This is a genomic window from Streptomyces sp. NPDC031111, from assembly GCF_055570675.1.
Genome location: NZ_JBVIGS010000004.1, coordinates 181488 through 195320 on the forward strand (window position 1 = coordinate 181488; position 13833 = coordinate 195320).

The following is a 13833-nucleotide window of genomic DNA, read 5'->3' on the forward strand; positions in this document are numbered from 1 at the left end:
CCTGTTGACCACCGCACCTGGGGAGCCGACCTGTGATACTCAGCGACTTCGACTACGTCCGGGCCGCCACCCTCGACGAGGCCACCGCCCTGCTCGCGGAGCCCGGCAGCCGTGCCCTGGCGGGCGGGCAGTCCCTGCTGGTCGACCTGAAGACCGGTGAGGGCACCGCCGGCCGGCTGGTCGACCTGCGGGGCGTCGCCGGCCTGCGCGGCATCCACGGCACCGGCGACGGCGGGCTGCGCGTCGGCGCCCTCACCACGCTCGCGGAGCTGGCCCGGGACCCGCGGGTGCGGGCCGTGTCCCCCGCCCTGGCGCAGGCCGCGCGGGCGGGCGGCGACCCGCAGGTCCGCAACCTCGGCACGCTCGGCGGCAACCTGGCCGCCGCCACGGAGGACCGGGGCGGTGCCACCGACCTGCCGGTCGCCGTGCTCGCCGCCGACGCGACGCTGCTTCTCGCCGGGGCCGGCGGACCGGACACCATGACGGCCGACGACTTCGCGCGCGACGGGCTCCCCGAGGGCGGCCTGATCACCGCGATCGAACTGCCCGCGCCCGGCCCGGGCGAGAGCAGCGCCTTCGAGAAGACGGCGGACCGCGCCTCCCGCTACCCGGTCTGCGCCGTGGCCGTACGCGTCACCCGGGGCCCCGGGGGCCTGACCGGCCTGCGCGTCGCGGTCACCGGTGCCACACCCCGCGCGACCCGGCTGCCCGCCGTCGAACAGCTCCTGACGGGCACCGCACCCGACACCGCCGGGATCCTCGCGGCCTTCCACGCCCAGCCGGAACACCTCTTCGTGCCCGGCCGGGGCACGTCGGCGGAGTATCTGCGCCATCTGTCCGGCGTCCTCACGACCCGCGCCCTGACCAGGGCGACGACCACCTGAACCGGCGGCGGTCCGCCCGACGCGGACCGCCGCCGGACGAACGGGGGAACCACCGTGCCGAACCAGACAGCCACCACCCGCCCTTCCGATCCGCGGCCGGCACCGCGTACCGAGGAGCCCTTCCGGTGATGTCATCGCCTCGCACCGCCCGCGCAGCCGGCCCGGGCCGTCCCGCCGGGGGTCTCGGCGGCGGCTTCCTGCTGGTCGGCGCCGTGCTGGTGCTGCTGATGCTCTCGTCCTCCGCGCCCTCCGCCCTCTACGTGCTGTACCAGGAGAAGTGGGACCTGTCGGCCGGAATGATCACGGTGGTCTACGGCGTCTACGCCGTCACCGTGCTGGCCGCGCTCCTGCTGTTCGGCGCGCTGTCCGACACCCTCGGCCGGCGCCCCGTTCTCATGGTCTCCCTGGTGCTGGTGATCCTCTCCATGGCGCTGTTCGCCTCCGCGCAGGGTCTCGGCTGGCTGCTCGCCGCCCGTGCCGTGCAGGGACTGGCGGTGGGTCTCGCCACCGGGGCGACCGGCGCGGCGCTGCTCGAACTCGCCCCGGCGTCCCGGCCAGGGCTGGGCGCCCTGGTGAACAGCGCGGGCCCGCCCGTCGGCATCGGCCTGGGCGCGTTCGGCGCCGGTCTGCTCGTGGAGTTCGCGCCCGCGCCCACCGCGCTCACCTATCTCGTGCTGGCCGGTGCCTTCGCGCTCGCCCTGCTCCTGCTGCCGAGGCTGCCGGAGACGGCGCCCGGCGCGGACGGCGGGTTGCGGTTCGCCCCGCACCGGGTCCGGGTCCCGGCCGCCGTGCGCCGCCGGTTCCTGATCCTCGTGCTCACCGTCGTCGCCGTGTGGACCGTCGGCGGCTTCTACCTCGCGCTCGGCCCGAAACTCGTCCTGGTCCTGCTGGGCAGCACCAACTACCTGGTCGGCGGCGCCACCGTCGGCCTGCTCGCCGGCACGGCCACCGTCACCCAGCTGCTGATCGGCCGCGTGCCGCCGCTGCGCGCCGCGATGCTCGGACTGACCCTGATGATCGCGGGCCTGGGCCTGGTGCTGCTGTCCCTGGGCATGGAGTCGCCGGTGCTGTTCCTGCTGGCGACGGCCGTGCTGGGCAGTGGCTGGGGGGCCGCGTTCCTGGGCGCCTTCCGGGCGCTGATGGGGCTGGCCGCTCCGCAGGGGCGGGGTGAACTCACCGCCGCGGTCTATGTGTTCGGCTATCTGGCGATGAGCGTGCCCGCCGTGCTCGCCGGCATGCTCAGCAACCGCTACGGCCTGCGCACCGCCTCGGTCGGCTTCATGGCCGCGGTGGCCGCGATCTGCGCCCTGGCCCTCGTCGCCACGGCCCTGCTCTCCCGCCGCCCCGCCCCCACGGCCCCACCGGCGGGCACCGCGACCCTGGGCACCCCCTCCTCGGGCCCCTCCGGTCCTGCGGCTTCCGGTCCTGCGGCCGGCTCGCCGTCCGGCGGTTCCGCGACGCCCGGCGCCCCGGCGTCCGGTTCCGCCGCGCTCCGTGGCTCCGGGGCCGGTGATGCGGTGGCCGGGCGGGACGCGGCCGAGAGGAGCGCCGCTCCCTCGGCCCCACGGACGGGCACGGCGGCCCTGGGCCCCGCCGATCCAGTCGCCCCGGCGGCTTCCGGTCCTGCGGGCGGCTCGCCGTCCGGCGGTTCCGCGACGCCCGGCGCCCCGGCGTCCGGTTCCGCCGCGCTCCGTGGCTCCGGGGCCGGTGAGACCCCGGCGGCGGTGCGGGACGCCGCCGAGAGGAGTGCCCAGTGACGGGTCCGGCGGAGTTGCGTGCGGTGCTCCGGGGTCTGGAGCTCTTCGCGCGGGTCACCGAGGAGCAGCTGGACTGGCTCGCCTCGGTCTCCCGGCCCACCGTCCACCAGGACGGCGAGATCCTCTTCCGCGACGGGGACGAGGCCACGCACTTCTACGTCCTCCTGGACGGCGGACTCGTCGTCTCCAAGGTCGTCGACGGCCGCGAGGAGATCCTCACCCGGCACTTCGCCCACGACGTGCCGGCCGAGCGGCACGACAACAAGCCCTCCGCCGCCCACCGCTTCACCGGCGAACTGCCGCTGCTCACCGAGGGCGGCTACGTGGCGACGGTCGCCGCCTCCGGCACCACCACCGTCCTGGCGTACCCCAAGGACGTGTTCCTGGACATGCTCGCCCGCTGTCAGGGCGTCGCCGCCGTGCTGCTGCCGGTGCTCGCCTGGCGCATCAAGTCCTCCGAGGTGCAGGCCCGCAACCGGGCCACCGTGGAGGCGCTGGGCACGCTGGCCGCGGGGCTCGCGCACGAACTCAACAACCCCGCGGCGGCCGTGGCGCGCGCCGCCGAGGACCTCGGCGCGGCCATCGACCCGCTCACCGCCACCGCGCGGGACTGGGGCGCGGCCGCCGACCCCGGGGAGCGTGCCGTGTTCGACCGGCTCACCGCCGAGCTGGCACGGACGCCCGACCCCCTGGACAGCGACCCGTTCGCCCAGGCCGACGCCCTCGACGACATCGAGGAGTGGGCCGAGGACGCCGGCGCGAGCCGGCCCGGGCTGCTCGCGTCGGGCGTCGCAGACCTCGGCCTCGACCTCGACTGGCTGCGCACCCGCCTGTCCGGGGTGGGCGAGGAGGCGCTGCCGGCCGCGCTGGACCACCTGGCGGCCGTACTGGAGACCCGGGCGCTCACCGCACAGCTGAGGGCGGCCGGACCGCGCATCTCCCAACTGGTCGCGGCCACCCGCGACTACGCCAACCTCGACCGGGCCCCCGAGCAGCAGTTCTCGGTCACCGAGGGCATCGACACCACGCTGACCATGCTGCGCGCCAAGCTCGCCCGGGTGAAGGTGGTCCGCGAGTACGCCCCCGGCCTGCCCCGCCTGACCGGCTACCCGAGCGAGCTGAACCAGGTGTGGACCAACCTCGTCGACAACGCCGTCGACGCCATGGGCGGCGAGGGCACGCTCCGGCTCGGTGCCCGGGTCGAGGGGGGCTGTCTGGTGGTCGAGGTGGCCGACACCGGACAGGGGATCCCCGAGGAGACCCTGCCGCGCATCTTCGAGCCCTTCTACACCACCAAGGACGTCGGCAAGGGCACCGGACTCGGCCTGCACCTCACCTACCGGATCGTGACCCAGCGCCACCGGGGCTCGATCACCGCCCGGTCCCTGCCCGGCGACACCCGTATGACCGTCCGGCTTCCGCTGGGCGGCACCGCCGACGGCACCGTCTGCGCGGTCCCCGGTGCCTGACCGGCACCCCACAGCCACCACGGCACCACGGCACCACCGTCACCCACCACACCGATGAGGGAGCTGCTCATGCCCACGTACGACCTCTCCACGCTGCACCCCGTCTTCCAGCGGCAGATGGAGGCGCTCGCCGCGCTCGACATCGACGCGCTGATGAAGAACTACACCGACGACGCCGTCCTGCTCCGCTTCGAGGGCGTCTCGGAGGGAATCGACGCGGTCCGGGAGACCTTCACCGGATATCTCACGCTCAAGCCGTCCCTGGTGGAACTCCAGGAGTACGTCGAGACCGACGACACGATCTTCTATCGCGCGATCATGAATCTCAACGGTGAGCCGGAGCACGCCTTCGGAACCATCGTCGTCAAGGATGGCCGAATCTGGCGGCAGGCGGCCGGATTCGGTAGCTGACTCGATTCAGTCGGCACGAAAGCTGGCCTTGTCCGCCGAGAGGACCGTAGGTTCTCCGGTATTCTGCGCGGAGAGGCCCGACCCCGGGCCTCTCCGCGTCTACAGGTGATTTAAAAGGAAACCTGGGGGGAAGAGCGTGGAACAGGAAACCGGCCGGGTCGAGGCGTTCAGCGACGGCGTATTCGCCATCGTCATCACCATTCTCGTCCTGGAGATCAAGGTACCCGAGGACGAGGGCTCGCACCTCTGGGACGGGCTCGCCGAACAGTGGCCGCACTACGCGGCGTACGTGGTCAGCTTTCTGGTGATCGGCGTCATGTGGGTCAACCATCACACGATCTTCAGTCATCTGAAAAAGGTGAACCGCCCCCTCCTCTTTCTGAACCTCCTGGTCCTGATGGTCGTCTCGGTGATTCCCTGGACCACCGCCGTGCTCGCCGAGCACCTGAAGGACTCCGAGTCGGCCGAGATCGCGGCCATCCTCTACAGCGGCTGGACCGTGGTCTACGCGGTGGCCTTCATGGGCTTCTGGTGGTACATCACCCACGTCGGACACCTCTTCCACGACCGCGTCGACCGCGAGGGCGCCCGCGCCACCCGGCTCCGCTTCGGCCTCGGCAGCATCGCCTACCCGGTCACGCTGCTGATCTCCTTCTTCTCCGCCCCCCTCGCCCTGATCGCGCACGGCGTCATCGCCCTCTACTACGCGGCGAACCAGATCCCCATTCCGGTGACCAACGACGACAACGGCGGGGAGAAGGGGAACGACGGGGAAGCGGGGGCGGACGGCAATAGCGGGGCGCAGGGCGACGCACGGGGCACCGCTGCCCCGTCCCCCAGCACCACCTGACATCCGGCCCGCGTTTTCCTCATTCCCCGGACCCCACCGGTTTCGGTCATCGTGTCGAATATCTTCGGACACGCTGCCGTGATATGCCCCCAGCGCTCCTGCCGTTCTCGACGCGGCGCGTACCGCCGGCGCCGTCGTCGGGCCTGGCCAGCGCTATTCGGCAAGATCGGAAAAGGCTTTCCCGTGCCGTCCCCCGTCCGCGCTCCGAGCGCAGAATTTTACTTTCTTTGGGGTGACAAACCGGCCGGGGGGCGACCTCAGGAAGTCGATGCGGCCCCCTACGGCTGCGGCTTTCGGTCAAGTAGGGTCACACGTCAAGCAGTTCACGGGGGAGGCGTAGATGCAGAGCAATACGCTCCGTACAAACTCGAAGAGAGATGTTTCCGCGCTGCTGGACGAAGTGATATCTCTGCTCTTCGAATCACTGCCCAGGCGTGATCAGCGGAAATGGGCTCGGGTCTATTTGAACGGCCTCATGTCGACCTCCGGCAAGAAGACCATCCGCAACATCGCCGGAGCCGACGCCGGCTCGGTGGAGCAGAGCCTCCAGCAGTTCATCAGCAAGTCGCCCTGGGACTGGACGCCGGTGCGCCGCTCCCTGGCCCAGCACATAGAGCGCGGGGTGCAGCGTCCGCTGGCCTGGGTGGTGCAGCCGGTCGTGATCGAGAAGGCCGGGGACTGCTCGGTGGGCGTGGGCCGGCAGTTCGTCCCGCAGCTGGGCCGAATGGCCAACTGCCAGCAGGCGGCCGGGGTCTGGCTGGTGTCCAGCGAGGCGGGGTTCCCTGTCGAGTGGAGCCTGACGCTGCCCGGCCCCTGGACGACGGAACTGCTGCGCCGGCGCAGCGCCGGCATCCCGGACGCGGTGCGCTCGCGCACCCCCGCGCAGGACGCCGTCCACACGGTGCTGCGGATGGCGGACACCTGGCAACTCCAGTTGCGCCCGGTCGTCATGGAGGTCTCCAACGCCGATCTGGCGGAGACGATGGACACGTTCACCTCGTCCGGCATCCCCTGTGTGCTGAAGGTCGACGGCTCGCTGCCCGTCGTCCTCGCCACGGCGGCACGCCGCAAGCCGAGCCTGTACGCCACGTCCGCGCGCGAGCTGATCGACTCCCTGCGCTCGCAGCGCCGGCTCGTCGAATGGCCGAGGCACGGGAGGTCCGACGACCTCGTCACACCGCTCGCCTCCGCGCTGGTGCTCGCGCCGCCGGGCGAGGAGCAGACGACCGCAGCGTCGGTGCCGATGACGTTGTTCGGGGCGTGGGCCGAGGTGGGCAGTCCGTTGCCGTCGGAGTTCTGGGCCACCAACATCCAGGATCTGCCGCTGGCCCAGCTGTTCCTGCTGGCGAGGCTGACCGACCGGGTCGCGCTCGACTTCGACGAGGTGTGCGAGGGGGTGGGCATCCGGGACTTCGAGGGCCGGTCCTTCCGGGGCTGGCACCACCACATGACCCTCTCCAGCGTGGCCCATGCGGCCACGCTGCTCGCGTTACGGGGGCAGAAGTTCGCCGAACCGCCGCCGAACAGGCCCGACCCCGTCGGCGGGACCCGCCGTGCGGGCCGGGTCAACGGCGCGCGGATGGCGGCTCCGGTCGCCGACGACACGGCGGACGGCCACCCGGTGGGGCCCGTGGGCCAGACGCGGCGGCCCGCCCCGCTGAGCGTCCCGGCCCCGGCGCCCTTCCCGCGGGCCCACCGGCTGCGCGAGTTCACCTCCTGAAGGAAGGGCAGGTCGAGCCATGCTGGACATAGCAGCCGAGCTGCGTGAATGGTGCGCGGACGGGCGGGACTTCGCCCTCGCCACGGTCGTCTCGGTGACCGGCAGCGCCCCCAGACTCCCCGGCGCGGCGCTGGCCGTGGACGACACGGGCACGGCGCTCGGCAGCGTCTCGGGCGGCTGCGTCGAGGGCGCGGTGTACGAACTGTGCCTGGACGCCATGGAGAGCGGCGGGGCGGTGCGCCACCGCTTCGGCTACAGCGACGACGACGCCTTCGCCGTGGGGCTCACCTGCGGTGGCGTGCTCGACGTCCTGGTCGTGCCGGTGCCGCGCGGACACGCCGCGCGCCCGGCCCTCGCCGCCGCCGTGGACGCCGTGGCCGGCGGGCGGCCCGTCGCCCTCGCGAGAGTCTCCGACGGGCCCGGCGAACTCCTCGGCCGCGGCGCCCTCGCGGTCCGGCCCGACGGGACGTACGACGGCACCCTGGGCGGTACCGCCGCCCTGGACGCCACCGCGGCGGGCGAGGCGGCGGCGCTGCTCGCGCAGGGGCGTACGGCCGCAGTGGTCGTCGGCACGGAGGGCGGGGTGTGCGGAGAGCCGGTCACGTTGTTCGTGGAGTCGGCGGCGGCGCCACCGCGGCTGCTCGTCTTCGGCGCCGTCGACTTCGCCGCCGCGCTGGTGCGGGCCGGCCGGTTCCTGGGCTTCCACGTCACCGTGTGCGACGCCCGCCCCGTCTTCACCACGGCGGAGCGTTTCCCGGGGGCCCACGAGATCGTCACGGAGTGGCCGCACCGCTATCTGGACGCCGAGGCGCGGGCCGGCCGCGTCGACGCGCGCACGGCGCTGTGCGTCCTGACCCACGACGCGAAGTTCGACGTACCGCTGCTGGAGCTGGCGCTGCGGCTGCCGGTCGGCTACGTCGGTGCGATGGGCTCGCGGCGCACGCATCGGGACCGGGTGGCCCGGCTGCGTGAGGCGGGCGTGCCCGAGGGCGGCCTCGCCCGGCTGTGCTCGCCGATCGGCCTCGATCTGGGCGCGCGGACGCCTGAGGAGACGGCGCTGTCCATCGCGGCGGAGATCGTCTCCGTGCGCCACGGCGGCACGGGTACGGCGCTGTCTCGAACGCGGGACCCCATCCACCGCACTCCAGGGGGCTCCGCCCCCCGGACCCCCGTTCGGCCCTGAACGGGCCTCGTCCTCAAACGCCGGACGGGCTGTCTGCCCCGAGGGCGCTTGAAGGGCTCCGCGCCTTGGACCCCTGTTCGGCCCTGGACGGGCCTTGTCCTCAAGCGCCGGACGGGCTGTCTGCCCCGAGGACGCTTGAAGGGCTCCGCGCCTTGGACCCCTGTTCGGCCCTGGACGGGCCTTGTCCTCAAACGCCGGACGGGCTGATTGGGCGCGCCCGGGGCTGGAGTACGTGCGGTCAGCTCGGGGTTTGGCGCATGCGTAGGGCGACGAAGGCCAGGCCGAAGCCCAGGCCGATGAGGACCAGGCCGCTGCCGAGGGGCAGGATGCGCAGGACGGGCTCGGTGCTCGCGGCCGTGTCCGGTGCCGCCGCCCGCGAGGTCGCGGAGGGTACCGGGACGGCCGCCTGGGACGCCGGTGTCCGGGGCGCGGTGTCGTTCCCGCCGGGTGGCCGGGACACGGCCCCCTCGTCACCCGGGCGCGGCATGTCGTGCCGGGCGTCGGCGTCCGGCCGTCCGGGCCGGTCACCGGCGCCGGTGTGCCCCGGCCGGTGCGGCAGGTCACCCCTGTCGTCCCGCTCACGCTCCCTCTCGTGCCGCCCCGGCCGGTCCCGGCCCTCACCCGGTCGGCTCCCGGCCCGCGACGGCTCCCCGGTGTGCGGCGACGGCGAGGAGGAGGAAGAGGAAGAAGGGGAGGACGAGGGGGAGGGGGACCGGGACGACGGATCGGCGCCGACCCCCGCCGCGCCGTACGCCACCCCCGTACCGAAGGGCGGCGCGACAGGGCCGTACGGCATCACCGCCGCCCCCGCCACCAGAACAACCGTCGCCCCCACTGCACGCAGCCATGAAGTCACGACCGTGACCTCCCGCGCCGTCCGGTGCTCGGTCGCACCGTCGGCAAGATGGGCCGGATGGACGCCAACAGCCTCGCATTGCGTCACACTCCCGGCATGTCGGATACACCCGTCGGGTGGACCCGTCCACGTCGGCCACTTCCGGGGGCACCGCCGAAGGGGACCACGGGTGTGCGCGACAATGGCGGCATGGAGATGCCGAGGAACGAACGGTCGCCGGAGAATCCGCAGATCCTGGTCGTCGGCCAGGACGGCATGGCACTCGGCGGCGGCACCGGGGACGAGGACTCCCGCGAGACACCGGTGACGGAGCAGGTGGAGCAGCCGGCGAAGGTCATGCGGATCGGCAGCATGATCAAGCAGCTGCTGGAGGAGGTGCGCGCGGCTCCCCTCGACGAGGCCAGCCGGGCCCGGCTCAAGGAGATCCACGCCAGTTCGGTGAAGGAACTGGAGGACGGTCTGGCCCCGGAGCTGGTGGAGGAGCTGGAGCGGCTCTCCCTGCCCTTCACGGACGAGGCCACCCCCAGCGATGCCGAACTGCGGATCGCGCAGGCCCAGCTGGTCGGCTGGCTGGAGGGCCTGTTCCACGGCATCCAGACCACGCTCTTCGCCCAGCAGATGGCCGCCCGCGCCCAGCTGGAGCAGATGCGCCGCGCCCTCCCGCCGGGCGCCGGCGACGGTCAGGAGGACCCCCACATGGGCGGCCGCTCGGGCGGCCCGTACCTGTAGACAGCCTGTCCGTCCACCCTCCCGCCCGAACGAACCGAAGGGGCCCGGCATCCGCGATGCCGGGCCCCTTCGTCGTGCCGCGTGCGGCCGGGATCGGGACGAGGATCAGGACGGGGGGTTGCCCGTCGAGACCTTCAGCGTGATCTCGGGCATGTCCTCGGGGTCGACGTCCGTGCCCGCCGGCGGGAACTGCTCCCGGATCGAGCCGTCGCCGTAGGTGTTCTCGTCCACCTTGACGATCTTGAAGTCGCCCCAGCCGGCGGCCTGGAGGCACTCCTTTACCGAGCCGATGTACTTGAACTTGAAGTTCGGCAGCCGGATCTTCTCGGGGTCGTTGTACGACTCCTGAGGCTCGGTGCACTCCTCCTTGTCGATCTTCTTCGACGTGTCCGGCCCGCGGTAGCCCGCGGCCTTGGTCGCCGAGGCCGACGGGGAGGCGCTGCCGCCCCCGCCGCCCTGCGGGTCCTCGTCGCCGCCGTTCATCATCAGCGCCGTGATCAGGGCGCCGACGGCGACGAGGGAGACGACGACCGACCCGATGATCACCGGCTTGTTCCGGCCGCCCCGGCCCGAGCCGCCCGAGCCGGAGCCCTGGGGCGTGATGTTGTACGGCGGCGGGGTCGACGGCCCCTGCTGCGGCGCGTACGCCGAGGGACCGGGCGTCTGGTAGCCGCCCTGCTGCGGATATCCGTACGCGGACGACGGCGCCGGAGTGCCGTACGGGTTCGGAGCCGGCGTCGGCTGGTACGGCGTCTGGACGTTGCCCGTGGGCGCCGGGGTCCCCTGGCCGACCGGCGGGAACACCGCGGAACCGACGCCCGCGCCGCTCTGCGCCTGCGAGCCGGGGACGATGCTCGGCGGGGCCGCCTGGAAGGACTGCGCCACCCGCAGGCACTCCCCGCGCATGGCCTCCGCGCTGGGGAAACGCTCGTTCGGATTCTTCTTCAGCGCACGGGCGATCAGCGCGTCCACCGCGGGCGGCAGCGAACGGTTGATCGAGGACGCCGTCGGCGGCTCCTCCTGCACATGCGCGTACGCGATGGCCAGCGGCGAGTCCGCGTCGAACGGCAGCCGCCCGGTGACCAGCTGGAACAGCATGATGCCGACCGAGTACAGGTCCGAGCGGGCGTCCACGCCCCGGCCGAGCGCCTGCTCCGGGGAGAGGTACTGCGGGGTGCCGACGACCATGCCGGTCTGCGTCATCGACGTCACACCGGACTGCATGGCGCGGGCGATGCCGAAGTCCATCACCTTGACCACGCCGCGCTTGGTCATCATCACGTTGCCCGGCTTGATGTCGCGGTGGACCAGCCCCATCTCGTGGCTGATCTCCAGCGCCGCCAGCACGTCCGCGGTGATCTTCAGCGCCTTGTCGGCGGGCATCGCGCCCTGCTGCCGTACGTCCTCGTCGAGCACGGAGCCGAGCGGGCGGCCCTCCACGTACTCCATGACGATGTACGGCGTCGTCATCCCGTCGACGTCGTCCTCGCCGGTGTCGAAGACCGACACGATGTTGGTGTGCGTGAGCTTCGCCACGGACTGGGCCTCGCGGCGGAAGCGCTCACGGAACGCCTGCTCCCGGCCGAGTTCCGTGTGCAACGTCTTGATGGCGACCTGGCGGTCGAGCACGCTGTCGTAGGCGAGGTGCACCGAGGCCATGCCGCCCTGGCCGAGCAGGTCCCGCAGTTGGTACCGCCCGCCGGCGAGTGCCCGCCCCGCGCCCCGGCCCTGTGCGCCGTCCTGGCTCATGTTCCGCTTCCCCCGTAGCCTCTCCGGCGCCGCCGTCGGTGACCGATCGTCGTAGATCCCATGTGCTATTCCCGGCCAAGTCTGCCCCAGGGCACTGACACGTCAAGCGCGGTGCCCGTTCCGTGACCGTACGCGAAAGAAGCGTCGCGGAAGCGTTACAGCGGTCGTACTACCGGTACACGGAATTTGCACGACAGTACGGAGTACGGGTTTCATGGCCGGTCCGTCTCGTGCCGGTCCAGGGGGCCCGTCCCGGACCGGAGGCACACGCGGAGGCTGTAGCGTGGCCGACGGAGACCGTAACAACACCGCGCGCACCGCGGGCAGAAACGACGGCGAGGACTGATGGCACAGCAGCAGCGCGCTCAGGGCCCGTCCGACCCCGAGGCGACTGGCGGCGGCATCTCGGACGCGCCGGACAACTGGGGCAACGGCGGGCTTGTCGGCGACGGCCGGTACCGGTTGACCCACAGGCTCGGCCGGGGCGGCATGGCCGAGGTCTTCGCCGCCGAGGACGTACGCCTCGGCCGCACGGTCGCCGTCAAGCTGCTGCGCGCCGACCTCGCCGAGGACCCGGTCTCCAAGGCGCGCTTCACGCGCGAGGCCCAGTCCGTGGCCGGCCTCAACCACCACGCCATCGTCGCCGTGTACGACTCCGGTGAGGACGTCGTCGGCGGCCAGTCGGTGCCGTACATCGTGATGGAGCTGGTCGAGGGCCGCACCATCCGCGACCTGCTGATGAACGCCGAGGCCCCGGGCCCCGAGCAGGCGCTGATCATCGTCTCCGGTGTCCTGGAGGCGCTCGCCTACTCGCACCAGCACGGCATCGTGCACCGCGACATCAAGCCGGCCAACGTCATCATCACGCACAACGGCGCCGTGAAGGTGATGGACTTCGGCATCGCCCGCGCGCTGCACGGCGCGTCCACGACGATGACCCAGACCGGCATGGTCATGGGCACCCCTCAGTACCTCTCCCCGGAGCAGGCGCTCGGCAAGGCCGTCGACCACCGGTCCGACCTGTACGCGACCGGCTGCCTGATGTACGAGCTGCTGGCGCTGCGTCCCCCCTTCACCGGTGAGACGCCGCTGTCGGTGGTGTACCAGCACGTCCAGGACATCCCCACGCCCCCGTCGGAGGCCTCGGACGCCTCCCCGCCGGAGCTGGACGGCCTGGTCATGCGCTCCCTCGCCAAGGAGCCCGACGACCGTTTCCAGACCGCCGAGGAGATGCGCGGGCTGGTCCAGTACGCGCTCCAGATGCTCTACGACCACGGCGGTCACACCGGTACCTGGAACACCGGCCCGGTGGACATGCACGAGGGCCCCCGCACCCCGGCGGCCGGCTTCGCGGGCACGACCGCGATGCCGCACCCGGACGTCTCCGGCACGGCCGCGATCCCCCAGCCGATCCTGCCCGCCGGGTACGGCGGCGGATACGGCGGGGACGACGGCGGCTTCGAGGGCCACGGCAACAAGGGCAGCGGACGCGGCAAGCTGTGGATCCTCGCGGTCCTCGCCGTGATCGCCGTCGCGGCGGGCGTCGCGCTGGCGCTGAACAACGGCGGCGGGGGCGGCGGCGGAGGCAACCCCGACACGTCGCCGACCACCTCGCAGACCACCGAGGACGAGAAGGCCAGCGAGAGCCCGAGCGACGAGGCGACCGAGGAGACGACCGACCCGGGCACCGACACCGAGACCGACCCGGGCACCGGCACCGGCGGCAACTGGGACCAGACGTACACACCGTCCGAGACGCCGACGCACACGGAGACGCAGGACCCGACGGGCGACCCGACGGACGACCCGACGTCGTCGGAGCCCACGGACACTGAGACGGAGGAGCCGCCCGCGTCGCCGCCCGTGACACCGCCCACGGGTGGCAGCGACGGCGGGGACAACGGTGGCACGGAGGGCAGCATCGAAGGCGTGACCGGCGACTGAAGCGTGGTGGCCCGCCGCCCCCGCATCGCGTCGTACCCCCGGTTACTCCACTCGGCCCACCACCCCCGGTCACGAAACTCGGCTCTTCCCGTGCCCGGGGTGGCCGGGATAACGTGCCGTTGCTCCGGCCTCCTGCAAGGCTGTGACCAGCGCGCCTTCGGGACCTTCCCCGATTTACTTGGAAATCCAAGCAAAATCGCAGGTCAGATGGGGTTTCACAGAAATGTGGGGCTCTGGGTAACGTGCCTGTTGCAGGGCGCTCGCCGGGGCACCTGTCACGC

The 13833-nt window shown here is 72.5% G+C and carries 11 protein-coding genes; 9 read left to right on the plus strand and 2 right to left on the minus strand.

Features of this window, described 5'->3' with window-relative positions; translation table 11 throughout:
* Positions 1–32 precede the first annotated feature (32 nt).
* The 7 genes from ACZ470_RS11155 to ACZ470_RS11185 all read left to right on the plus strand — a co-directional run bounded on the left by ACZ470_RS11155 (position 33) and on the right by ACZ470_RS11185 (position 8274).
* Positions 33–884, plus strand: a complete 852-nt coding sequence (locus tag ACZ470_RS11155; protein ID WP_468426592.1) for an FAD binding domain-containing protein — start codon at positions 33–35, stop codon at positions 882–884.
* Between the two features lie 128 nt (positions 885–1012).
* Positions 1013–2641, plus strand: coding sequence for an MFS transporter (locus ACZ470_RS11160; protein WP_468426593.1), 1629 nt, complete (start codon positions 1013–1015; stop codon positions 2639–2641).
* Positions 2638–4110: a sensor histidine kinase gene (locus ACZ470_RS11165; RefSeq protein ID WP_468426595.1), complete on the plus strand. Its 1473-nt coding sequence runs from the start codon at positions 2638–2640 to the stop codon at positions 4108–4110. Before ACZ470_RS11160 ends, ACZ470_RS11165 begins: the two co-directional genes overlap by 4 nt.
* A gap of 69 nt (positions 4111–4179) precedes the next feature.
* Positions 4180–4521: a nuclear transport factor 2 family protein gene (locus ACZ470_RS11170; RefSeq protein WP_468426596.1), complete on the plus strand. Its 342-nt coding sequence runs from the start codon at positions 4180–4182 to the stop codon at positions 4519–4521.
* A gap of 136 nt (positions 4522–4657) precedes the next feature.
* A complete protein-coding gene (locus ACZ470_RS11175; RefSeq protein WP_468426598.1) occupies positions 4658–5371 on the plus strand; it encodes a TMEM175 family protein in 714 nt (237 codons plus the stop codon).
* Positions 5372–5711: 340 nt separating this feature from the next.
* Positions 5712–7091, plus strand: coding sequence for an IS701 family transposase (locus tag ACZ470_RS11180; protein WP_468426600.1), 1380 nt, complete (start codon positions 5712–5714; stop codon positions 7089–7091).
* A gap of 19 nt (positions 7092–7110) precedes the next feature.
* On the plus strand, positions 7111–8274 hold the full coding sequence (locus ACZ470_RS11185; RefSeq protein WP_468426601.1) for an XdhC family protein: 1164 nt from the start codon (positions 7111–7113) through the stop codon (positions 8272–8274).
* Positions 8275–8512: 238 nt separating this feature from the next.
* On the opposite strand, the gene ACZ470_RS11190 is transcribed toward ACZ470_RS11185, so the two are convergent.
* The gene (locus ACZ470_RS11190; RefSeq protein WP_468426603.1) at positions 8513–9130 is read right to left on the minus strand and encodes a hypothetical protein; all 618 of its coding nucleotides are present in this window, start codon (positions 9128–9130) and stop codon (positions 8513–8515) included.
* Between the two features lie 189 nt (positions 9131–9319).
* Here ACZ470_RS11190 and ACZ470_RS11195 point away from each other — a divergent pair, with 189 nt between their 5' ends.
* A complete protein-coding gene (locus tag ACZ470_RS11195) occupies positions 9320–9859 on the plus strand; it encodes a bacterial proteasome activator family protein (protein ID WP_468426605.1) in 540 nt (179 codons plus the stop codon).
* Positions 9860–9964: 105 nt separating this feature from the next.
* Here the strand turns inward: ACZ470_RS11195 and ACZ470_RS11200 are convergent, their stop codons facing one another.
* Positions 9965–11608, minus strand: a complete 1644-nt coding sequence (locus ACZ470_RS11200; protein WP_468426606.1) for a protein kinase domain-containing protein — start codon at positions 11606–11608, stop codon at positions 9965–9967.
* Positions 11609–11953: 345 nt separating this feature from the next.
* On the opposite strand from ACZ470_RS11200, the gene ACZ470_RS11205 reads away from it, so the two are divergent.
* Positions 11954–13552 (plus strand): protein kinase domain-containing protein, encoded by a 1599-nt coding sequence (locus ACZ470_RS11205; RefSeq protein WP_468426607.1) that lies wholly within the window; start codon positions 11954–11956, stop codon positions 13550–13552.
* Positions 13553–13833 lie beyond the last annotated feature (281 nt).